Origin of the sequence: Psychrobacter sp. Arc29 (genome assembly GCF_041431175.1) — a bacterium.
Taxonomy (GTDB): domain Bacteria; phylum Pseudomonadota; class Gammaproteobacteria; order Pseudomonadales; family Moraxellaceae; genus Psychrobacter.
This window is the reverse complement of sequence record NZ_JASMRR010000012.1, coordinates 1-24,331: the sequence shown is the minus strand read 5'-3', so window position 1 is coordinate 24,331 and position 24,331 is coordinate 1. Positions and strand designations below refer to the sequence as shown.

Here is a 24,331-nt window from a genome sequence, read left to right as displayed (position 1 = left end):
TCACGATTGAGTACCACCATCTATAAGCCATTGTTTATCCAGTGGCTTTTTTTGCCCCTTGTGTTTTTAATCACTTCTTGTATTTAGGTAGCTTTATTATGTCCGCATCGATGCCAGCTTATATGAGCGATCCCACTGATGAGCAGCTCGCCGCGCTGAATATGGCGATGGACCACAAATCATTTAAAGTGGTCGCTTATGCAGGCGCTGGTAAGACCACGACACTCAAGCTAATCGGTGAGCGTTTACGGGGTCGCGGACTGTATCTGGCTTTTAACAAAGCGATTGCCAATGATGCTCGTTCAAAGTTTCCTCCCCACGTCGAGTGTCGTACCTTTCATTCATTAGCCTATCGTCATGTCGCCCGTGATATCACCGCCAAGCTATCTTTGCCACGCTTCTCTCCTAAGCGTCTGGGGGATGATTTGGGCTTGCAGCCTGTACAAGTCCGTCGGCAGATGGAAGGGGTTAATAAATATATTACGCTCACGCCAGCGCGTTTGTCTCGGTTCGTCAGCGATGCGGTCAGTAACTTCTGTAGTACGCATGCCAGCTATCCTGCGCCAAGGCACATCCTGTTCCCCAGTTGGCTCGATGCCTCAGACGCGGAGCAGCTACGCGAGATGCTCTACCCTGCCGTAGAGCAGCGTTGGTTACAGTCGATCGATGCGCGTCATCCTGCGGGTATTGGGCATGATATTTATCTCAAACTATGGGCATTGTCCAAGCCGAGTATCCCTGCGGACTTTATTTTGTTTGACGAAGCGCAAGATGCTGATCCACTGATGATGGGTATCTTGACCCAGCAGTCGAGACAAGTCATCTATGTGGGCGATGCGCATCAGCAGATTTATGAATGGCGCGGCGCGGTCAATGCGATGAAAAAACTGCCATTGCCGCAAACCTTATTGACGCAGTCTTTTCGCTTTGGTGAGCCGATTGCAGAAGTGGCAAATACCTTACTAAAAGCACTGCAAGAAGACGTGCCGTTAAAGGGCAATCCAAACAAACAGTCCTCTACTGATAAAGGTATGGTACACAGTAAAAAGGACGCCATTCTCTGCCGTACCAATGCTGCGGCGATGTCGCAGTTGTTGACAGGACTAAAGCACGGCCATCGCGTTGCGCTACAAGCCGATACCGATCGCATGCTCAAATTCTGCCAAGCAGCAGAGAACTTAAAAAATGGTAAATCGGCTTACGGTGTGCCTGAGCTGGCCTATTTTTATAATTGGGGCGATGTACAAGAGTACGCTGAAACCAACGAGGGCAGTGACCTCAAAACACTGGTCAAACTGGTCGATGACCATGGAACTAATGTACTCAGCCAAGCGGTCAATAGTCTCACTAGTATCGAAAATGCCGATTATGTCATCTCTACCGCGCATAAAGCCAAAGGGCTTGAGTGGGGTAAAGTACAACTAGATGATGATTTTTACTACGATGTGACGACCAATGCGGTCAAGATAAGTCCAGAAGAGCTGCGCTTGCTCTATGTCGCTTGTACTCGGGCGCAGAATAATCTAGATATCCACAATATTAAAGACTTAATATCTGGATTACAGACGGGCAAAAAAGTGATTTTTGGCAATACTTAGTCACTTTTCATATTTGCCAATTTAAGTCCCTAGTCTATTTCTATTTATAACGACCTTTTAGCAGTGAATAACCAGCATGAATCAGAGCCAACAACTTCAAGAACGCCAAAATACCGTTAACCAGTTATTTGCAGCTCCCGTCCGCCTCCTCGCACCCATGGAAGGCTTGACCGATCCATTAATGCGCCAAATATTAACCCAAATTGCGTCTGACTTGGGTCGTCCTTATGATTGGTCAGTGAGCGAGTTTATTCGCATCACGCAACATGTCTTGCCGGCGCATGTCTTTTATAAATACGTGCCTGAGTTACATCACAATGCCAAAACCGCCTCCGGCACGCCGATTCATGTGCAGATATTGGGTAGCGACGCGCAGCTCATGGCAGAAAACGCTGCTTATGCTGCCGAGCTTGGCGCGCCTGCCATTGATATCAATTTTGGCTGTCCGGCCAAAACCGTCAACAGTCATCGCGGCGGCTCAGTGCTACTTGATGAACCCGAGACCATGTATCAGATTATCAGCGCAGTACGTCAGGCCGTTCCTACTCATATTCCCGTATCTGCCAAGATTCGCTTGGGCTATACCGACACCTCACGGATGGATGATATTCGCGGCGCAATTGCTGCAAGTGGCGCGGATTGGCTAACCATTCATGCACGCACCAAAACCCAAGGTTATAAGCCGCCTGCCTATTGGGACAAAATCCAGAGTTTTAATGCGCTCGATATTCCAGTCATTGCCAATGGCGAGATATGGACAGCAGCGCAAGCAAACGATTGTATGACTCAGGCAGGAACGCCACATCTCATGTTAGGTCGCGGCGCAGTGACACGACCTGATTTGGTGGCGCAGGTCGATAACTACATTGAAAGCAATGCCAATAGCTTAAAGAATACGGCAACCTTGTTATGGCAAGACTTGATTGCGCATCAAATTAAGTTTTTGGAAGGTGAGGCAAAGAACGATGTGGTGTTGGTTGGTCGATATAAGCAATGGTTAGGGATGCTCACCAAAGGCTATGCTGAGGCGCAAACAGTGTGGGAGAGTATCAAGCGAGAGAAAAACAAAGCGGTGATTATTCGTGCACTACAAGCGAGTGTTCAAGAATAATCACCTATTCTGATCTGATGTATTTGATAAGTATGGATGGGCAGCGCTATACACTGACTCGTATTGCCAGATAGAACAGCATCAGACAGCATGCCATTGATAATACCCAAAGGATAGAGCGAAACGTCGATAAGTTGGTGATGTACGCGGTGCAATAACCAATCCGAATGATCACATACAGCCAAGCCAATACATTGATAATAGATTGTGGTACAAAGAACAGCATAGCCACCAGCACTGCCGCCAAAAATACCGGCAAAGTCTCATAGCTGTTTTTTTGTGCAGCATCAGCACGTGCCGCCATCCCTGTTGCATTTTTAAAAAAATCGCGAGGATGTGCATTATTTCTGACCCTAAAGCCGCCAGATACTTTTGCAATTATTGATACAGCCCATGGCAGTAAGCTCGCTACCACCATCGCCCAAATGGCAGACGCAACTTTATCAGAAACCAAGTCAAAAAATGCACTGATCATTATATAAGTCCTTAGCCTGCAATCACTTCAAAATCATGGGTGATATTAACCCCACCCGCGACCAGCATGCGACTGGCTGAGCAGTATTTTTCTGCGGATAGATGAATGGCTTTTTCGACCTGTTTGTCTTTAATGTCTTGACCAGTAACCACAAAATGCAGGTGAATATCGGTGTAAACGGCTGGTGTGGTTTCGGCACGTTGCGCAGTTAGCTCACAACGCACATCCGTCACTGCTTGACGTGATTTTTGAAGAATTGACACCACATCGTAGCTCGCACAACCACCCAACCCTAATAAAACCAGCTCCATTGGGCTTGAGCCTTTTTCTTTGTCCGCATCGATTTGTACGTTATGTCCTGATGGTGACACGCCCATAAAGGCTTTGTTTTCTTGCCATGTGACGCTTGCTTTTGATTCTGACATTGTAAATGTTCCTTACTTTAATTGGCATATTGCCTATTTTTATTGTTTGAAATATATGCAGCTTTGCTAGTGTAGCATAAGCCAAAGCAAGATTTTATAAAGCCATTGTTTGGCTATGGTGTCGTGAGAAAACAATTTCTTGGTTTTACCCTCTTCTTCAATAAATGATTTGAGCACTATGCAGCTATCGTTACTCGCATCGATATTTATTAAATTTTTATTTAAAAAACCTACAAAAGTCTGTTTATAAATAGTTGATTTTAAAAGGTAAAACTCGTGAAACATTTTATAGCAAAATACTGTTACACATTTTGCTTGTTTCTTGGTTTAATAACGGTAATGAATCTTGTTTTGAGCTGATATCGATAACAATCACCTTATAATAATTACGATTGCTGTCATGGTTTTAATTCAAAACAAGCTATTTTTAAATAAATTAAAAGGTTTAGTCATGATAGATGCAGACGGCTTTCGCGCCAATGTCGGCATCATCTTGGCAAATACACAAGGGCAAGTTCTGTGGGCAAAACGTATTGGTCACAACGCTTGGCAATTTCCGCAGGGTGGTATCGACCGCGGGGAGACGCCGATGGATGCAATGTATCGCGAACTCTGGGAAGAGGTCGGTTTACATCCGCGTCACGTAGACTTATTGGCAGTCACGCAAGACTGGCTGCGCTATCGTCTGCCAAAACGTTACGTACGCCATGGCCAGCACCCCTTATGTATTGGGCAAAAACAAAAATGGTTTTTGCTACGCTTAGATGAGCCGAATACCCAACACATTCGCTTTGATGAAGGGAAACCTGAATTTGACCATTGGCAATGGGTCAGCTACTGGTATCCACTCGGACAAGTGATTCACTTTAAACGAGGCGTTTATCGTCGCGCCTTACAAGAATTGGTACGAGAACTTCCCTTAAAGCAAGAACTGATCATTCCTGAGCAAAATAATCATTTGATCCAGTCTTAATTTATGAGATGTCCTTTTACCTTTTTATATAAATGATGAAAAGCCTGTATCCAGTGATACAGGCTTTTTTGTGTGAATGGTTTTAATAATGATGTATAGGTTCTCGTGAAATCAGTAGAAGTTATCACTGACATTGAATAATAAGTTTTTACTCACTAGCCATTGAATGCGGATACTCTCGACTGACAATGTGAGCGGTGAGCTCTGAGCCTTTTCCCTTCTCTTGCCTCAAAGTTAAAATACTCTGGGTCCGTGTGCCATAAGTAGGCTTGCTGGTGTCAGCATTGCCAAAGCTCACAGGCTCAATATAAATAGAGGATAAGGTCTGTTCAAGCTCAGTGCTCATCCCTGTATCTGGTAGCTGATCGGCTGGTGCTTTGGTATTATCTGACAACACATTGAATGCGGCTGCTTGCCAGTAGCTAGCCGCGCTGTCTTCGGCAATTAGCGGTAGCACTTCTTGGCGCAAACGACCACGCAACCGCTCGGTCTTAAACCAACTGTCCTCTGGCTGACCGTTTGAAATCACATGCAGACCTGCATGCAGTGGCGTGGGTGCATGACCGCGATTATTAATGATAACGGCTTGAGTAGCATCACCGACGATCAGATTAAAGCCTGCATAATTGCGCAAATCAATCTGCCGTGCAAAGACCATCGGACTGAGCGTACTGGTCAAAAAACGCGTGACCAACTCACCACGTGAACGCTCATTAATACCTGCCTGCACACCATCGCGAAAATTCAATACGGCCGCCCAGCGTCCATTTTTCTGATAAATAGTGTCATCCTCGCCTACTGTATCTGTTAGCGACTGCTGATGAATACCTAGCCATGTGCCGCCACTTTGACGGTCACGCCCTGCATAAATCGGCTGATCAGACCATTGATGCAGAGGCTCCGTCGGACGCTGCAAAAACTCATCGCGATTAGACAATAGCACTAATGGCAGCTCGTCAAACAACTGCCAAGCAATGGCGACAATACACATAGGATTCCTTTTATAATGGTTTGTTGGGCGCGAGATCTTTGGTAAGAACAAAAATCATCGCTTAAAACTGACTTGCTGAGCAGGCCTCATTTATCGATCACCACTCAATATCTTATTGGCAGGGTAACTGATTTGAGACGTTGTACGTATTACCTGTGACTGCTTACTTGGCACGTTAAACTCCCACGCTACCATGCCTTGATTGTCATTCCAATTGCGCTCAGTGACAGGCGGCGTGTGGGTGACTGCGACTTTGAGACTGTCATCACGGCTAATAGGCTCGCTACCCAATACTTGCAAGCGCACAGTGCGGTTATGCTGATTGGTAAATTGATAGGCCTTAGTCATTGTTAAGGTTTGTGTACGGTTTAGCACGCCTTTTTCACCTTGCTTGTCTTCATTGATCAGCTCTTTGACCATCATGCTTGGATCACGACCAAAACCAATCCCCTGCTCTTTTAACATCTGATAGTTGTAGCGCGATTGTCCAACGTAATTATCATCACGGTATAGCTGTAGTGAGCCATCCACCCAATCTGGCGTCAAGAACGGCGCTGATGCGTACCAATAGGCCGCCGTCTCGACGCTCGGGGTACTACGAACCCACAGCTTACTGCTGCCAGACTGCTCACCAATGACAGTGCGCACTCGCCTGCCACCACTGGGTATACTCACTCGCTGCGGCAAACGATACTCAATGATACCGTTTTTATTTTGGCTACTGACCGTAAAGTTCGGCAATGGTGCCATATTTGGTGCTCTAGAATCGTCGCTATAACCCTCTCTGGCAGATACTACGACAGGCGTGTTATCCGACATAGGTATTGCATACTCAACATTTTGGTTTTCTTCATAGAGTGATAGGCGCGGCACATGAGGCAGTCGCCCTGTCGCACTTTGGTTAGGGTTAGCAGTACTAAGAGTCACAGGGACGTTTGTCCAGTTCTCGCCCGTTTGCTGGGCAATGATCGCAGAAGCGGTGATATTTAGCTGCTCGCTATTGGTGTTGAGACGCGCTTGATAGGTGGGCTCCCAGCCTGCGCCTTGCACCTGATAATGCAATTTAATGCTACTTGGCGCGCGACTAGCAGTGCGTACACTCACTTGTGTCACATTACTCGCCGTTGACGTGACACTGCCTGCCATCAGCTGATTCAGTGTGTCTTGGGCGCGTGCTTGGCGCTGCTGAATGTCCAAAATCTTTTGGTTAAGACTGTTCGCTTGAGACTCTATATCGCGTGTGTTATTGGCGATAGTCCCTTCGGTATTGAGTTGCGTAACTGTGGTCAAATTCTGCAAGTAGGCTTTTGCTAAGCGCGCTGCCTCTAATTCCGCATTAATACTAGCTAAGGTATTTTGCTGTGTTTGTACCTTAGCGTCACCTTGATATTGGCACTGGATTGCTTGCTCTCCTGTTAACTCTTCAATACTGATTTCACCAATATTGACATTACCTATTGCCTGTACGCTGAGACTTTCTTTATCCATATAAGGTGACAGGCAAGAAAATATCACAGTTTGCTCACCGCTACCAGTAATGGGCAGTGCTCGTGTGACGCTTGCTAAGCCTTGATACACGGTCACTTGCTCGATACTGCTGGGTGCTGCTTGGGCGACGGGTAATGCCAGTACCGCACTGCCACCAAGCACAAGTGGCAAAACCATAAGGCGCAATCGTTGCGAGCGCCGTGATGAGGTGCGAGCAGGAGCCGTTAGGCCAGACCACTCGGTTGAATATGCGTTCATATATCTTTCCTTAGAAGTGAAATCGATCATGGCGTCAGCGTAATATATTCATGAGATAAGTATGTGAAATAATGTCTATTCTATAAGCATTACCGTAGCCGTTTTGCAGATTTTTAGCAATAAGTGCTTTTAGCAACCTATGTGCTTATATCAGCTCTTCTCTATGTCGTGACTTTGTTTTTACATTGCACCAATTTTTCATCTCCTTCCCCGTTATGGTGCAGCTTATTAACAATCGTGCACTAAATTAACGAAAATAACAGACAATATTTATTTATTGCTCAATTATTACGCGATTATTGGCTTTTTTGTCTTGGCACGGAACTTGAACGCTTAATAACTGTTCAGGAGCAGTACTTTATCTTTTGTGTCTATTTAGGAGATGTCCATGTTTTCATTACCAACTTTAGCCAATCCTCAGTTTATTGACGCTCAATCACACGGCAAAATCAAATCACGCTTTTCGTTACTAGCAATTGCCGTCGTTGGTAGTCTGAGCCTCGCTGGCTGTCAAAAGCCTGCCGAAACTGCGGCATCGACAGAGACAACGACTGAAACCACGACAGAGACAACGACCACTCCTGCCGCTGATGGCGACACGATCAAAGTAGGCATCTTGCACTCGCTATCTGGCACCATGGCCATTTCTGAAACCTCGCTAAAAGACACTGCACTCATGACCATTGACGAGATCAACGCCAATGGCGGCGTGCTCGGTAAGCAACTAGAGCCAGTAGTCGTAGACCCTGCGTCTGATTGGCCGTTGTTTGCTGAAAAAGCCCGTCAGCTGCTCACTCAAGATAAAGTGGATGTCATCTTTGGTGGTTGGACATCAGTATCGCGTAAGTCAGTATTGCCAGTGGTTGAAGAGCTGAACGGCTTGATGTTTTACCCTGTACAGTACGAAGGACAAGAGCAATCAGAAAACATCTTTTATACTGGCGCGGCTCCCAACCAGCAAGCCATTCCAGCAGTTGAGTATTTGATGAGTGAAGAAGGCGGCGGTGCAGAGCGCTTTGTATTATTGGGTACGGATTACGTTTATCCACGAACCACCAACCAGATTCTAAAGGCATTTTTGAAATCAAAAGGCGTGGCTGATGCAGACATCATGGAAGAGTACACCCCATTTGGTTTTAGCAACTACCAAACCATCGTCTCTAATATTAAGAAATTCTCAACAGGCAAAAAGACTGCGGTGATCTCTACCATCAATGGCGACTCAAACGTGCCGTTCTATCGTGAACTTGCCAACCAAGGTATCAAAGCCTCGGACATTCCCGTCATGGCGTTCTCAGTCGGTGAAGAAGAGCTGCGCGGTATCGATACCAGCTTGCTACAAGGTCATTTGGCGGCATGGAACTATTTTATGTCGATCAAAAACCCAACTAATAGCGATTTCACCAAACGCTATAAGCAATACGCTCTGGACAAAAACCTACCTAATGCCGACAAAGTCGTGACCAACGATCCGATGGAGGCCACCTATGTGGGTATCAATATGTGGAAACAAGCCGTTGAAAAAGCAGGAACCACCAATGTCGATAAAGTGCGTATTAGTATGGCGGGACAAACCTTTGATGCGCCTTCTGGCTATACCCTAAAGATGGATGACGAAAATCATCATTTATGGAAGCCTGTGATGATTGGACAAATTCGTACCGATGGTCAATTTGACATTATCTACAAAACTCCAGAAGTCATCCAAGCGCAGCCATGGAGCGAATACATTCCTAAATAAAAGGTCTCCTAAATAAATTTGTACTGAAAAATGCATGGATAGTCGGTAGATGGATAAATGAAATAAATAAGCCAACGCCTACTCTCCACATTGATTTTCAACACTTATTTTCAAAACTTTCAACACCTTCAAATCTTATCATCACCTCTACTGCTTAGTCCGCTAAGCAGCAGAGGCTAAGGGTTTGTTGTCTGTAAAAACAGGGAGCCGCACATGCAGCGCCATACTTTACGCCCATTTGCAGGGCAAACATCATCCGAACATGGTAATAGTCCAAAAGCATCAGTTAGTGAAGTCATGCGGTACGCGGCTCGTTTTTCCATCTATGCGCCACTACGGTTACTTGCCTTGATTGCATTATTTATATCCGCCACTGCCCATGCTGATAACGACTCCCAATCGGCAAATATCGCCATTGTCACCTCAGAGTCGATGACCGATGGTAGTGACACGCTACGCACCAATAATGAGCAATCATTGACTACGCCTACACAAGCCTCAACTGCCGCATCAGGCGATGCCATTCAACAATTTGTGGCGGGCGATTTTAGTAAGCGCCAAGCCATGCTAAGCGATTGGCCAGGGTCGATTGAGAGTTTGGACAGTTTTGTTGAGTTGATTGCCAATGATGAACTATATCAAGGCAACGGCGGACAGACTTATTTACTCAACGCAGAAGATCAACTATTTACGTATCCTGATAAAAAAGAAACGACCGATTGGCCAAGTGATCTATCACAAATCACCCTGACCAATGCCCTACGATCCGCGCTTATTTTTGGACAAGCGAAGGTAAAACTGGAGTCTGACAAGCCAGCACAGCGTCTGCAAGCGGTGGATATTTTGGCTGATAATATTGACCAAGTCGATCCAGCCATTATTACAGCCGCTGCCGCAAATGAGGACGACACCAACGTTCAAAAAGCACTAACGGCTCTACAGGCTCGTATTGATTTCAAAAATGGCGATTTGCCCACTCAGATTGCCGCTGTGAACCTACTTGCTGATAGCGATAATCCGCAGGTATTGGTTGATCTTGAATCTGCCCTTGCATCTGACAGCTTGGACCCCACGCTTGAAGCGGCACTTATCGATGCCAGAGATAGCGTGGCACGCCGTATTGAAATAAGCACATGGACAGGTCATATTTTCACTGGCATGAGTACAGCCAGCATTTTATTGCTCGCAGCGCTTGGTCTCGCGATTACCTTTGGCTTACTTGGTGTCATTAATATGGCGCATGGTGAGCTGATTATGATTGGTGCGTATACCACTTATATGGTGCAAAATTTCTTCCAAGCTTATCTGCCGAATATGGCGGGCTGGTATTTGCTTGCTGCTATTCCAGCTGCGTTTTTAGTCAGTGCCATCATCGGTATGATTATTGAGCGCATTGTGATTCGTCCGTTATACGGTCGTGAACTAGAGACGTTATTGGCAACATTTGGCGTCAGTCTAATCTTAATGCAATTGGTACGGATGATTTTTGGCGCGCAAAACGTTGAGGTCAGTAATGTGGCGTGGCTTAGCGGTGCGTATCAAGTGTCATCAAGTTTGGTACTGCCTTATAACCGTATCGCCATCATCGTGTTTACGGTCATCATCGTGGCGCTACTGGTGTACTTACTCAACAAAACTCGCTTTGGATTATTTATACGAGCCGTCACTCAAAACCGTCAAATGGCACGCGCCGTCGGTATCCCTTCTGCGCGCATCGATATGATGGCATTTGGTTTGGGCTCTGGACTGGCTGGTATGGCTGGTTGCGCGCTGGCTCAAGTGGGCAACGTCGGCCCTGATCTGGGTCAGACGTATATTATTGATACGTTTTTGGTCGTCGTCGTTGGCGGGGTTGGACAAGTATGGGGCGCGGTATTGGCCGCCTTGGGACTTGGCGTTAGTGGTACGGTGCTTGAGATTGGCATTGGTGCAGTATTGGCCAAGATTGTGTTGTTGGTTCTTGTGATTCTGTTTATTCAGAAGCGGCCACAAGGTTTATTTGCCCTCAAAGGCCGCTTTGTCGAATAAGGAGAACCCTATGATACTGACCAAATTACTGTCTGATACGCCGCGTAGTGCTGTTTTAATTGGGTTATGTTTTGCCGTACTACTGATACTGCCTTGGCTACACCTTATGCCAGAGACGTCACCCTTTCACCTATCCGCCTACTGGATTACCCTGATTGGCAAAATCATGGCACTGGCTATGGTGGCATTGGCACTCGATCTCGTCTGGGGCTATGCTGGCATCTTAAGCTTAGGGCATGGCTTGTATTTTGCGCTGGGTGGTTATGCGTTTGGCATGTACTTAACGCGTGAGACTGCTGGCGATGGCCTGCCTGACTTTATGCGTTTCTTGAGCTGGACTGAGATGCCATGGTATTGGGCCGGTACACAGCATTTTTGGTGGGCGATGGCATTGGTGGTTTTGGTGCCAGGTGTGATTGCCTTTATCTTTGGCTTCTTTGCTTTCCGCTCAAAAATCAAAGGTGTTTATTTTTCTATCATTACTCAGGCCATGGTTTATGCCGCCGCCCTGCTATTCTTTCGTAACGAGACAGGCTTTGGTGGCAATAATGGTTTCACTGGTTTCACTACCCTCTTAGGTTATGACATTACTGCTGCCTCAACCCGTGCGGTGCTGTGTTTTGTCACTGCTTTAGCGCTGTTGGTGTCTTACATGGGTCTACGTCATCTGATGAATCAGCCTTATGGACGCGTATTGGGCGCGATTCGCGATAGCGAGAACCGCTTGCAGTATTTGGGTTATCGAACCTTATGGTACAAGCTATCCGCTTGGGTGTTGTCCGCTGTCATTGCTGGTATCGCAGGTGCGCTCTATGTACCGCAAGTCGGTATTATCAATCCAAGTGAGATGAACCCTGTGAACTCAATCGAGATGGCCGTTTGGGTAGCGACTGGTGGTAGAGGAAGCTTAATTGGCGCGATTTTGGGAACGGGTGTGGTGAACGCAGTAAAAACCTACTTTACGGTCGCCTACCCTGAGTTTTGGCTATTGATATTGGGCGGGCTATTCGTTGTAGTCACCTTATTTTTGCCTAATGGCATCATGGGCTTGTTCGATCGCTTCAAAAAGGAGAAACAGTAATGCTAACTGATAAATCAACACCATCTGAGCAGTCGATCCATGAGTATGGGCGTACTCATGGTGGTACGGGTCGCAGCCACCCAAAGCCAGCAGGCGTCGATTTTAGCCATGGCATTGCGCTATATCTAGAAGAAGTGAGCGTTTGGTTTGATTCGTTTCGCGCACTCAACAATCTGTCGCTCTATATTGAGGAAGGCGAGCTGCGCTGTATTATCGGCCCCAATGGCGCTGGCAAAACCACGCTGATGGATGTCATCACTGGTAAAACTCGCCCTACCGAAGGCAGTGTATTTTTTGGTCAGACGCATAATCTTGCCAGTCTATCTACCGAAGAAATCGCTGAAGCAGGTATCGGGCGTAAGTTTCAAAAACCCACCGTGTTCGAAAACTTCACCGTCATGGACAATTTGCTACTTGCCGCGCCAAAAGACAAACGTGTGGTCAAAAGCTTGTTTAACAAACTCGATGCCGATACTCGCGATACCCTCGATGCCACCCTTGAGCAAATCCGCCTGACTGACAGAATCAATAAGCCAGCTGGCCTGCTCTCTCATGGTCAAAAACAGTGGCTAGAGATTGGCATGCTCCTTATGCAGAGTCCCAAACTGATCTTGCTCGATGAGCCTGTAGCCGGTATGACGGATGCCGAAACCGAGCATACGGCCGAGCTATGCCTGCGCCTAAAAAAGAACCATACCTTAGTGGTGGTCGAACATGACATGACTTTTATTGATGCCATTAGTGAAAAAGTCACTGTATTAGCCCAAGGGTCGATATTGGCCGAAGGCACCTTGGCTGAAGTGCAAGCCAATGAAGCGGTGATTGAGTCTTATTTAGGCCGATAATTGGCGCACTGGCTCAATACATTGCCAGCCCATAAACCGCGAAGCTATGCAAATGCCAAGCTATGCAAATGCGAAACCATGCAAATATTAAAAATTATTGAAAGATTAGGAGACCGTCATGTTACAAGTCAATGGCATCAATCAATATTATGGCGGCAGTCATATTTTACGAGATGTCTCGTTCACAGCGCCTGTCGGTGCGTGCAGCGTGGTACTTGGGCGTAATGGCGTGGGCAAAACCACGTTACTCAAATGCCTGATGGGGATATTACCGATCAAATCAGGACAAATTTTGCTCAATGACCAAGACATCAGCAAACTCTCCCCCGAGCAGCGCGTGCGAGCAGGTTTGGCTTATGTGCCGCAAGGTCGCGATATATTCTCGACACTAACGGTAGAAGAAAATATCTTGATTGGTATGGCAAAGTTTTCACGCGCTAAAGCCAAACAAATACCCAAGCATTTATATGATATTTTTCCAGTGCTTGATGAGATGAAACATCGCCGCGGTGGTGATTTGTCTGGTGGCCAGCAGCAGCAGCTTGCCATTGCGCGCGCGCTAGCCTCCGAGCCAACTGTCCTTATTTTGGATGAGCCAACCGAAGGTATACAGCCCTCTATCATCAAAGATATTGGCCGTGTGCTTCGGGACTTGGCTGACAAAGGGGATATGGCGATTGTGTTGGTCGAGCAGTTCTATGAATTTGCTGAAGAGCTGGCTGACAACTACACCGTATTATTACGTGGTAAGGTCGTCTCACAAGGTGCAGGTGATACGATGATCGATAACAAAGTACAAGAACTGGTGGCTATCTAGCTGCATTTACTTAACTGCATTTATTTATGAGCACTTGGTAGTGACCAATTAAAAACGATAGAGATCACATTTTTATCTTAAATTGTTAGCTACCAAGACTATATATCATCATGAAAACCCACCCCAATTAAAGTCAATTTTTTATCTCACTTTTTAGCTTTTTTAGCTCTCAGCCTAGACATTCTGCACTACCTCAAAAACTTAAATTGCCAATAACCTCTGATTGGGTTGGAGCAATTATGTATGCTGGGCGCACGAAATTTGCTATTATAGTCAGCACTTTATTATCAATATTATGACACTCTTATGATGATTCATCCTCAGTACGATCCTGTCGCCTTGGCACTTGGGCCTGTCGAAGTCCATTGGTATGGACTGATGTATTTACTGGCGTTTGCTGCCGCTTACGGTCTGGCATGGTATCGCAGCACCAAGCGTGAAGGCTGGACGACAGATATGGTCTCAGATCTCGTGTTCTTTGGTGCACTGGGCGTCATCTTGGGTGGTCGTGTCGGTTACGTATTGTTTTATCAATTTGGTGAGTTGCTACAAAACCCAGCCTACCTCTTCAAGGTCTGGGAAGGCGGCATGTCATTCCATGGTGGCCTGATCGGTGTCATGCTGGGCATGCTATATTTTGCTCGCAAATATAAAAAGACCCCGTTTCAAGTGCTCGATTTTATCGTGCCTTGCGTACCGACGGGCTTGTTGTTTGGTCGTATCGGTAACTATATCAACGGCGAGTTATGGGGCCGTGTCTCTGATGGTGGCTACAATTGGCTCACCTACTTTCCCCAAGCGGCTGGCTTTGATATGCAGCAACTACAGGCCAATCCTGAGCTACAAGAGGTGATGACTGAGGTCAATGGTCAGTATTTATTGCCTCGTCACCCATCACAACTGTATGAAGCCTTTGCCGAAGGTCTGCTGCTATTTTTATTCCTTTGGTGGTATTCATCAAAACCTCGTCCGCGTATGGCAGTGACTGGTGTCTTTATGCTGGGCTATGGCTTGAGCCGCTTCATCATTGAGTTCTTCCGTCAGCCAGACGTTGACCAAGGGTTTATTTTGTTAGGCTGGGTGACCAAAGGTCAGATATTGAGCACACCGATGATTATTATTGGTCTGTTCTTGATCGGTTACGCCTATAAGCGTGGCATCTACGATTGGGGTAAGCACGCCGCTTACTAAGGGTCTCACCTTACCGATAGAACGATTAATCACTTGAATAAGAGGGTACGCCTCATAACGCCTACCCTAGCAATACTTTTAACAATGATAGAGTCTATATGGATTATTAGCCTAATCTGTGGACGCTGTCAGCAGTAATTAAAGAGCACTTTTATGAGCAATGGCACCCAAAGTAACAACGAGCAAGCGTATCTTGATTTGCTACGCCACGTCTTAGACAATGGTACTGAAAAAGGCGATCGCACGGGTACGGGTACGCTGAGTCATTTTGGCGCGCAGCTGCGTTTTGACTTAGCAGCAGGTTTTCCATTATTGACGACAAAAAAAGTTCACTTCAAATCCATCGCCTATGAGCTATTATGGTTTTTGAGTGGCAGCACCCACGTTCAGTATTTGCAAGACAATGGCGTACGTATCTGGAATGAATGGGCGACAGCGGAGCAAACCGCACGCTTCAATCGTCCTGCGGGCGACTTAGGTCCAGTATATGGTCATCAGTGGCGTAACTATGGTGCAAGTAAAGGCGCGGACGGCAGCTATAACGATGATGGTGTCGATCAAATCGCACAGGTCGTTGAGCAAATCAAAACCAACCCCAACTCGCGCCGCTTGATTGTATCAGGCTGGAATCCGGGCGAAGCAGAGCAAGTGGCACTACCGCCGTGTCATACGCTGTTTCAGTTTTTCGTCGCAGACGGTAAGTTGTCCTGTCAGCTATATCAACGTTCGGCTGATCTTTTCCTATTATTCCCCTATAATGATAATTCACAGTATGAATTATTAGCAGCCTAGGAACATCTCATTCCTCTATACTTATAGTGAACATCAGGCCATGCATAATATGATATACAATTTAATCTATGTATTACTTTGGCCTGTATTATGGATATTAAGATTTGCTCCAATAGAGAGTTAGACCTATCAAAATCTTATTTAACTAATGAAATACCAGACCTATTACTGGATCAGAAAGTCAAAGTGAATGGGGTTGGTGTATTTGATGATAGTGGTAAAATCCTCCCTCTTATCTCTGAGTATCTATCATATCAATTCAAGCACGAAAAGATTGCTCATGAAACAGCAAATACATATGGCAAAAACCTAACTTACTTCTTAAAGTATATCCGTAGTCGTCCAGACTATAGCGATAATGAAACTGATGAGGTCTTCATTACAGTTCCAGGGTATGTAATTCAGGAATACTGTACTTTCTTAAGTGTTGAAGAACATAGAAGTTCAGCTACTATTAGAAATCGTGATGGAGCAATATACGCTTTCCTTCATTTCCTCTGCAGTCGCACAGAAGACCGTCAGCCGCTTAGAGAGGATAATCCATATAGTAATGGATACTTTTCAAAATTACCAAAGCGTACACCAATTACTTCATGCACTCTTGATGATCTTTTCATATTGATTCAATCTACTCGATTAGAACGAGAACGAGTAATACTTCAGTTTTTATATGACTCTGGCGTGAGGCGTTCGGAGCTGATCAGGGTTACTCTTAAAGATTTTAGAGATACTGTCAACTTTAACTCTGAAAAGTTCATTTCAGTAGAGTCCGATCAACCTATTCATGCAGACTACGTACCTTTAGCCATAAAAGGTAGCAAGGGGCGTGGAAATCAAATCAAACCACGATGGACGTTAGTTAGTTCGGCAACCATTAAACGTATACAGAAATATCATGCGTCTCCGCTTTACAAAAAACATGCTCGCAAATATGTAAATCCAGATGAAACCCCAGCATTTTTTAATGCTAAAGGCACTCCTTATACACGTAAAGCGATAAACGAGTTACTTGAACGTATCAGCAAACGTGCAATAAAGAAAGGTCGCCTCGATAGAATAATCTCTCCTCACAAGCTACGGCATGGTAATGCCTATGCAATATTGCAATCAAATGACCTAGGATCCGACTACCTAGATCGGCTCGTTATCGTACAAAAAAACTTAGGTCATAACCACCTCAGTACTACCCAAATGTATACCAGCATTCCTCAGGAAATTTATAATACTATTTGTGATGAGAATGGGGACTTACTAACTAGAGCTGAGAAGATGAGGCGCTTATCTGAACAGACACAATTGAAAATTGGCATTAAGGACATCAAATGAAAAAGGACGGAATAGCCACTGATCAATTGGTAAGTACATGGGTAGAGGGCTTATTAAAGAGTCCAAACCAACTCTTATCCTTACCACTTAGCAGCCATTTCAAGGATCCTTGGGGCGTCAATATCACATCTAAATTTTTAGCGAAAGAGACATCTATTACGGTCAATGAAGCTGATAGACGAAAGCACCTCACCGTTCCATTGATAGAGAAAATGGCTGAGATGAAGGTTGTCGTAAAAGGAGCTTCTAGTAGAGAGAATATAACTCGACAGAGAATATTATATTGGTATAGCAATTTAAGTTTTAGTGATAAGAAAAACCTTCCTCGTTTGACTAAATCTATAAACAACGTTTGCTTCAAATCAATAGGACACGAGCAGGACTACTGGAATGTTTTAGCAACTCAATATGAATTGGTAGCAAAAACAATCGATGAGATTCATGAAGATCTCTGTAGACTGGGAATTATAAGTGCCGGTTTTAATAAAGTCGAGTCAAGAAAGCGTCCTATTAGAGACGAAGCATCTGCTATCTTAGAGTGGGTATCAAGAACAGTCACAGATGTAGAAACACTGTGGGAAATACCCATTAGCAAGGCTAAGAACCTTTTAGGTTTTAGTGTCTCCGTAAAATATATACAAAATGCAGTAGGAATTTCATACCCTATGGCATATAAATACAGAGAGCTTACGAACCCTTTGATCGAAAAGATGATCAAAGAAGGGATTCTAGTAATACCAGATGGGAGCTATGAAGCTGCTGGCATCGAAAGCAGAAGGAAGCTACTGAATTGGTACAGACAGTTATCTAAAAAAGAAAAGCATACATTACCTATTTTTGGTAATAAGATTTCAGTTGGGAAAATGCCATTGGGACAATTTCCTATAAAAATATCTTCCTTATACTTTAATGCTGTTAAAGATGCTTGGGACTTCATTCACAAAGATCTTGAAAAACTTGGAATTATTGATCCAAATTATAAAAGCGTTGCTAAAAGAACAAGCGAAGCGAACATAAATAGAAAAAATCATAGTGAAAGTCAGATAGAACGTTTTCATAGACTGGCCACAAGAGAGTTACATGCTGCTGATAATTTCTTCTTTCCTTCAAAACTAGAACCTTTTATTCAGGTTGAGCAACTGTTTGCCTGTACTAGTAAAATTGTCTCTTCAGAATCAGGCAAGAGTAACTATAGAATTGCGAGTAATTCCTTTATAGATTTCTTATCTGAACTATATGGTAATTCACCTTTAAAAATTGTCACAGTTTTTGATGAGCATCTCCTATCTAGATATCGAAAATATTTAGAGAAAAAGATAATAAGTAAAGAAATATCAAGTCATCATGCAAATACACTTTTGAGTTCAGTACGCAGAACACTGTGTAGGCTGACCCAAGTACGGGATCTGGAGTATAGCTTTTTCGATATAAATGGCTTTGCTGTAAGTAGAGAAACAGACGCGAAAAAGCCATTTACAACGAACGAGCGGATTCAGGTATTAGATGCTATCGAAAAAGGATTGTGTCAGTCTAAAGCAGCTCTTATACCATACGAAAAAACGGGTATAGGTAAAAATCCTTTGAATGAAAAAGGTTTTGTAGTAAAAGGCCTTTCTACACTAGATAATGCGCGATGGCTGTTTGAAAACCCCTTGGGGTGTAAGCCAATCCATTACCATACAGCAGAGTCCCCTATCGAAAAATCTTTCTTGAGAATTATTGCCCGTTCAGACAAAGGTTTGAGCGGGATATATGATGAATGGGGTGTTACCCCGATGTTACATATAGATATACTCATACCCTACCTTTTAAGGCTAGCCCAAATTACAGGATTAAATGCAGATTCTTTACTTTCTCTCAACGTAGACGATTATCTAGAATCTCATCCAGCAACATCACGACCTTGTCTTAGATATTGGAAAGAGCGCTCTGATGGCTACAAGGAATACCCTCTGGATCTTTTCAATGCACAATTAACTTGGCTTACATCGAGTCAAGCGAAGTCTATAAAAATGATTTTCGAAGAATTAAATCAATTAACCTGTAGCTTTCGACCACATATTGAAGATGATACATTCAAAGACAGATTATTCATTTGGCAATCGAATAGTCCAAAAAAATATGGAAAAGTTTCTCCTATATCAGGAAGTAAAGAAGGAAACGCAAGTACCTTAGGCAATAGCTTATCCAGATTTGTTGAGAAGTATAATTTGAAGGACGACGCAGGAGAGCCGTTAACTCTTACAATAAGCAGGTTTAGACCAACTTTTGTTAGTGAAATGTTAGACAATGGAGTAGCTTTACGCGAAATTCAGCTCATGTTAGGGCACTCCTCAATTCAAACGACTATTGGTTATATAGACTCTTATGACTTCAATACGATAAGTAGAGTAAAGATAAACGATAAACTAAAAGAAATACATCAATCTACTTTGAATAGACAAACTCAAAAAGTACAAACTAGAGATACTAACGAATTAGCAATAACCTTCCATACCCCTTTAGCAGAATGCAGGAATATTTTTGATCCTCCAGATTTTGTAAAGAACCTTTCATCCTATATTCCTGGTACTCCATGCTCACAATATAATAAGTGTTTAGGTTGTGACAATGTCATTATTACGGCCAAAAACCTTCCTGAAATCTTTGCAATGAAGCGTGACTACACGCTTTTGACAGAGCATACTCGCGTTATGGACACCCCCTATGGACATGTCATTTTGGAAAATATGGAACTAATAAAAGGTATTACAGACCCAACATTGTCTGACTTTTCCTTAGAGGATCTAGAGAATGGACAGCGTTTAGCAGAGTACATTGAAACCACTACACTAGTTGATGGGGTAATTTGATGGACTATGAAAGAAAATTAGACGTGTTGACCGCTTTTGTAAAACATCGTTCCTATGTTTTGCAAGCTTTAAATCCTATTACGGATCAGAGGAATGAGTGCCTTCAGCATAAGCACACATTTGATATAGAGTATATAACTTCTCTTATGGACAAACCCATATCAACACTATCAAAGTTTTCTGATAGCGTTTGGAACTTTAATAAAGATTATCCTAATGCTGCAAGAAATGTTCAAGGTGCAAAGCTACGAATCAATTTTTCAAAATATACAGCGATTCCGGCATTTGTTTTGATAGAAATGAAAATTATATTCGAGTTGGCTTTGCTCAATAGTTCCATCTTCAAGCTGCAGAAAAACGAGGGTAAAAGCCGATCAAAAAAAATATTAAAAGCCAACTCCTTGATTACAACTTTTGAAAGTGGTTTAACATTTATCAATGAACTATTCAAACAAGCATCTCATGAACTAGGTTATGAGTTTGTTCAGACAAAGATTAAAACATTATCCGATATAACACCCGAACTGTACCCCATAGCGGCTAAAAACTATAATCGTGTAAAAGGTGCAGATTTAGATAGATTTTTTAAATACTTACGCAGCCCAGCTTCTGTTAAGTATGTATTTGGAAAGCCTATTGCTCATGTAGAGTTAGATAGCCTGAAATGGAAGAGAGTAGCGAATGTTGATAAAAAAAAGAAAGATCAAGTGTTACCAGACTTGGTCTTTGAATCTTTATCAAAGACTGCATCTTTTATTGTAGTAGATTTTTTAAACGCTATAGGAGACGGAAAAAAAATATCAGATGTCAACTCTTTAGAACGTTTCAATACGAGCGAATATTTATCATGGGCTAGTCAAGAACGTGTTACGCATGAAACTCTACATGGGTACATTGCTATGCGATTAAGAACCAAAAATTATTCTTCAAATTTTGTTATGAATGTAATCGAGCCTTATGATTGGATGCTAAATAAAGATTCTAAAGTTATGGCTGGGTCAACTTTACGTGAAAAATTGAGAGAACGCGGTTATAAAGCAGATAACCTTAGGAAATACGTTAATCTCGTAGCGTATGCCTGCACGTATTTAGTAGGTCAGTATACAGGTATGAGACCATCTGAACTATCAGAAGTAAGAGTGCAGAATTGTTCGTGCTTGATTCAAAGTGATGCCGTTTGGCTAATTGAAAGTACGGTCAAAAAACATAAAGATGAAGTTAGTACAGGTTTGTTTGACGATAGATGGGTAGCTATACCAATTGTTAAGGATGCAGTGTTGGCAGCTTCGTATATTTCAAAAATTAAGGCGTCGCCCTACTTAATTTCTAGTGTAGATACTGTTGAACCTGGCAATTCCCCTCAGTCAATGAATAGTACTGGTATTGTGTATCAAATGAATAATTTTATTAACCAACTATTAGGCGAAAAAATTGCTAAAGAACTAAAGTTCAATCCATATATGTTAAGACACACCTTAACATATCAACTATTCAAGGCTGAAGTAGGACTACCTCTAATATCGTTTCAATTGAAGCATTTTGTGGATAGCGTCTCTAACTATACCTCTGCTGGGTCTACTTCATTAGTAACGCTAGGGTATGGTGATATAGGTGAAATGCTGTCAAAAGATGGGAACCGAAAAGGTGATAAGAAATCATTGCGCCGAGCAGCTGAATTAGAGGCTATTAAAACAGCCCATAATCCAAATGGCACGTATTATGGTGGTAAAGCGAATGAGCATAAAAAAGGTCTAATTAAGACGTTTAGCGGATATATGGCTGAAGGCTACACGGAAGAGGAAGTATATGAGGCTATGGTAGATCAAGGTGTTGCCATAGTATATATGGGCCAAGGGATTTGCTATGGTAATAGAGCAGAAGAATATGACTCAAGCCTACCATGTATTGGTTCACTACGTTGCAACCCAGCTCGATGCAAACAAGCCGTCGTAACTACTAAACATGCCCCTAAATGGCGTGAAGTTTATACGTTAAACAAGCTTAATCTCAATAAACCAGAATATTCGCACAATCGTGAGCAAGTTCTAGCAGCAATGAACGAAGCCAGAATGGTACTGGAAAATCTTGGTGAGGAAGTTGAACTATGAATGCTTATGATCAAAAGAATAGCGATGACTATGATGCAAACACATTGCTATTGGAAAAGGCATTATCAGACATTAAAGGCAACAAGAGGTTGAAAGCCACTGTAGCACAACTTTCAGAAATGACTGGTATTCATCGGAATACCATCTCAAACCGCGTTTGGCCTGTCCAAGAGCTTAAACAGATCAGAGACTCTCGGAAAACCGAAGAGAAATCACGTAAAGAACAAGTACGTTTAAGCACTGCCAATGTAAAAAATGCGCTAGAAGCAAAGCTAAGTCGAGCACAAAGTGAGGTTATCTACTGGTTTAATGAATATCAAGATATAAAAAGGGTCGCTGAGCACTCAGACAAACGGTTACAAAAAATGAGAGAGTCACGAGATTACTATAAAACACTATCTGACACAGACAAAAGGTCACTATCAGAAGCTGAACAAGAAATTAAGAAATTGAGAAAAATGTTAGCCTTAGAAGATGCAAGATCGAAACAGCTTATGCACTAGTCTGTCAAAAATCATCTATGCTATAAAGAGCATAATCTTGATTTCCTCTTGCTTAAAAGCTAGCGAGAGCTTAGCTAATAAGCATATATCCCATAGTACAAATCACATATATTAATACTTCATGCCTAATAAAAGTTTATCAACCTTCTCAGCTTTCACTTTATGCTTATATCAAACTGAGAATGGATAGGCAATAGACTCATGATACTGGTATCCTTCAACTTTAAAGTCATCCAATGTTACCCATGTTTCAATATCTTCGAGAGACTTAATTTCAGGGTTAATATGAAGCTTAGGTGACGGATAAGGTTCGCGTTTTAATTGCACGTCACGCATTAATTCTAATTGATCTTCATAAATATGTGCATTTACGATCTTATGATAAGCTTTTCCAGCCTCGTGGCCCGTAATTTGAGCCATGAGAGCTAGTAAGGTAAACACTTGAATCTGATTAAAATTTTGACCTAATGGTACATCACATGAACGTTGTGATGAAGTCAAATAAAGCTTTCCACCTAGCAACGAAAATGTATGAGTATGCATACAAGGACGTAAACATCCCATATGAAACTCACCTGGATTGTAGAAGGTTAGAATTTCACCTCGATCATCAATACCGTTTCGCAAGTTATTATAAATCTTACGAAGTTGGTCAAACTCCTCTCCTACTGAATTACGCCATCTTCGTCCCTGTACACCATAAACTCGGCCCATATCATCCTTACCTTTACGATAAGGATTAGCTAGCCAGGCTGCATTTTCATTGGCATTGGCGTTCCATGTATTACATCCAATAGCTCGAAACTGATCTGCGCTATCATAACCACGTAGATATCCCAACAACTCTGCGATAGCTGCTTTCCAATAACTCTTTCGAGTAGTTACTAAGGGAAACTCATTAGCTCCTACGTTGTAGTCTAAATCAGCATTAATAACGGTTAAGCAACGTTTTCCAGTTCGTTCATTCTCTACCCATACACCCTCATCAACTATACGTTGACATAAATCTAGATACTGTTTCATTCAATAACCTTAGTTAGACTACAAACTTAGCTCAAAAGGTGATTTTTGTTGATCTGCGTGGACAATACATTTTACCTTTTGATTTCATTGAGCATTATAAAGTTTCAAGGTTCAATTGTACAAACCTGTTCGTAACAACTGATTGTCTTAATAACTTATCAACAGACTATGCCCCAATGGAGCCAATGAAACCGAATCCTTCTATCTAACATCATTTGCTATAAGATACTTTTATGGAAACAGTCGGCTTGTAGTGGTCGAAAAAGATGACTGGAAGTTAGGTGCTTACCATTGTCCAAAGTGTAATGCCGATACTGTTGATAGCTTCGTACTTGTCGATTATTATGAAAATGGGTGCAGGATTGTCGCTAAGAAGATAAAAGCCTATGATTTATTTAATAGAAAGTAACGCCTTAATAAACTACAGTGGAATTATTGGAGACTCAACAATCTGAGAGATAGCTGCTAGTTCGATACCTCTATAACGGACCAACCCAATAATTAATGAGGTGGTAATTGCCGAACTGATTGAATAAGTTCGGTTCCCTAGTGAGGACTTGAATCTTTGGCTGTGAGCTAATGGTATTAAGGTTTCAACTTGCTGAGATAGCCACAGTGTACTTCATGATGTACTTACCATAGATATTCTATCTATGATCGGTGCGCTAGTGAGGACTTGAAGAGACCATCCCAGATTCTGTGTAA

18 protein-coding genes and 1 pseudogene are annotated in these 24,331 nt (G+C 43.1%); 14 read left to right on the top strand and 5 right to left on the bottom strand.

Going from position 1 to position 24,331, the window contains the following annotated elements:
- Positions 1-98: 98 nt before the first annotated feature.
- Positions 99-1,598 (top strand): UvrD-helicase domain-containing protein, encoded by a 1,500-nt coding sequence (locus tag QO189_RS13270; RefSeq protein ID WP_371533092.1) that lies wholly within the window; start codon positions 99-101, stop codon positions 1,596-1,598.
- A gap of 76 nt (positions 1,599-1,674) precedes the next feature.
- Positions 1,675-2,709: a tRNA dihydrouridine synthase gene (locus QO189_RS13265; RefSeq protein ID WP_371533091.1), complete on the top strand. Its 1,035-nt coding sequence runs from the start codon at positions 1,675-1,677 to the stop codon at positions 2,707-2,709.
- 46 nt (positions 2,710-2,755) lie between these two features.
- Here the strand turns inward: QO189_RS13265 and QO189_RS13260 are convergent, their stop codons facing one another.
- Together QO189_RS13260 and QO189_RS13255 are read right to left on the bottom strand one after the other, a co-directional pair.
- Positions 2,756-3,184 (bottom strand): MAPEG family protein, encoded by a 429-nt coding sequence (locus tag QO189_RS13260; protein ID WP_371533090.1) that lies wholly within the window; start codon positions 3,182-3,184, stop codon positions 2,756-2,758.
- Positions 3,185-3,195: 11 nt separating this feature from the next.
- Positions 3,196-3,609, bottom strand: coding sequence for an OsmC family protein (locus QO189_RS13255; RefSeq protein ID WP_075106436.1), 414 nt, complete (start codon positions 3,607-3,609; stop codon positions 3,196-3,198).
- 451 nt (positions 3,610-4,060) lie between these two features.
- Here QO189_RS13255 and QO189_RS13250 point away from each other — a divergent pair, with 451 nt between their 5' ends.
- The gene (locus QO189_RS13250; protein WP_114701778.1) at positions 4,061-4,582 is read left to right on the top strand and encodes an RNA pyrophosphohydrolase; all 522 of its coding nucleotides are present in this window, start codon (positions 4,061-4,063) and stop codon (positions 4,580-4,582) included.
- A 148-nt stretch (positions 4,583-4,730) separates the two neighbouring features.
- Here the strand turns inward: QO189_RS13250 and QO189_RS13245 are convergent, their stop codons facing one another.
- Both QO189_RS13245 and QO189_RS13240 read right to left on the bottom strand, forming a co-directional pair.
- Entirely contained in the window at positions 4,731-5,573 is an 843-nt protein-coding gene (locus tag QO189_RS13245; protein WP_371533089.1) for an NRDE family protein, read from the bottom strand.
- Positions 5,574-5,663: 90 nt separating this feature from the next.
- A complete protein-coding gene (locus tag QO189_RS13240; RefSeq protein ID WP_371533088.1) occupies positions 5,664-7,319 on the bottom strand; it encodes a DUF4139 domain-containing protein in 1,656 nt (551 codons plus the stop codon).
- 388 nt (positions 7,320-7,707) lie between these two features.
- On the opposite strand from QO189_RS13240, the gene urtA reads away from it, so the two are divergent.
- From urtA to QO189_RS13185, 11 genes and pseudogenes are all read left to right on the top strand, one after another.
- Positions 7,708-9,060, top strand: a complete 1,353-nt coding sequence (urtA, locus tag QO189_RS13235) for an urea ABC transporter substrate-binding protein (RefSeq protein WP_371533087.1) — start codon at positions 7,708-7,710, stop codon at positions 9,058-9,060.
- A gap of 432 nt (positions 9,061-9,492) precedes the next feature.
- Positions 9,493-11,088, top strand: coding sequence for an urea ABC transporter permease subunit UrtB (gene urtB, locus QO189_RS13230; RefSeq protein ID WP_371533127.1), 1,596 nt, complete (start codon positions 9,493-9,495; stop codon positions 11,086-11,088).
- Between the two features lie 10 nt (positions 11,089-11,098).
- Positions 11,099-12,169 carry an urea ABC transporter permease subunit UrtC gene (urtC, locus tag QO189_RS13225; protein WP_371533086.1) on the top strand — a complete coding sequence of 357 codons (1,071 nt, stop codon included), beginning with the start codon at positions 11,099-11,101 and terminating at the stop codon, positions 12,167-12,169.
- A gap of 35 nt (positions 12,170-12,204) precedes the next feature.
- Positions 12,205-13,014 carry an urea ABC transporter ATP-binding protein UrtD gene (urtD, locus tag QO189_RS13220; protein WP_371533126.1) on the top strand — a complete coding sequence of 270 codons (810 nt, stop codon included), beginning with the start codon at positions 12,205-12,207 and terminating at the stop codon, positions 13,012-13,014.
- Positions 13,015-13,132: 118 nt separating this feature from the next.
- On the top strand, positions 13,133-13,831 hold the full coding sequence (gene urtE / locus QO189_RS13215; RefSeq protein WP_371533085.1) for an urea ABC transporter ATP-binding subunit UrtE: 699 nt from the start codon (positions 13,133-13,135) through the stop codon (positions 13,829-13,831).
- Positions 13,832-14,137: 306 nt separating this feature from the next.
- The gene (lgt, locus tag QO189_RS13210) at positions 14,138-15,022 is read left to right on the top strand and encodes a prolipoprotein diacylglyceryl transferase (RefSeq protein ID WP_075106443.1); all 885 of its coding nucleotides are present in this window, start codon (positions 14,138-14,140) and stop codon (positions 15,020-15,022) included.
- A gap of 153 nt (positions 15,023-15,175) precedes the next feature.
- Positions 15,176-15,805, top strand: a pseudogene (thyA, locus tag QO189_RS13205) (thymidylate synthase); the annotation flags it as partial.
- A gap of 99 nt (positions 15,806-15,904) precedes the next feature.
- A complete protein-coding gene (locus QO189_RS13200; RefSeq protein WP_102092489.1) occupies positions 15,905-17,140 on the top strand; it encodes a tyrosine-type recombinase/integrase in 1,236 nt (411 codons plus the stop codon).
- Positions 17,137-19,992 (top strand): tyrosine-type recombinase/integrase, encoded by a 2,856-nt coding sequence (locus tag QO189_RS13195; protein ID WP_371533084.1) that lies wholly within the window; start codon positions 17,137-17,139, stop codon positions 19,990-19,992. Before QO189_RS13200 ends, QO189_RS13195 begins: the two co-directional genes overlap by 4 nt.
- Complete coding sequence (locus QO189_RS13190) at positions 19,992-22,100, top strand: site-specific integrase (protein ID WP_371533083.1); 2,109 nt, start codon at positions 19,992-19,994, stop codon at positions 22,098-22,100. The genes QO189_RS13195 and QO189_RS13190 overlap by 1 nt, the downstream gene beginning before the upstream one ends.
- Positions 22,097-22,603 (top strand): hypothetical protein, encoded by a 507-nt coding sequence (locus tag QO189_RS13185; RefSeq protein ID WP_371533082.1) that lies wholly within the window; start codon positions 22,097-22,099, stop codon positions 22,601-22,603. Before QO189_RS13190 ends, QO189_RS13185 begins: the two co-directional genes overlap by 4 nt.
- 171 nt (positions 22,604-22,774) lie before the next feature.
- Here QO189_RS13185 and QO189_RS13180 read toward each other — a convergent pair whose 3' ends face one another.
- Positions 22,775-23,626 carry a thymidylate synthase gene (locus tag QO189_RS13180; RefSeq protein WP_371533081.1) on the bottom strand — a complete coding sequence of 284 codons (852 nt, stop codon included), beginning with the start codon at positions 23,624-23,626 and terminating at the stop codon, positions 22,775-22,777.
- Positions 23,627-24,331: the final 705 nt, after the last annotated feature.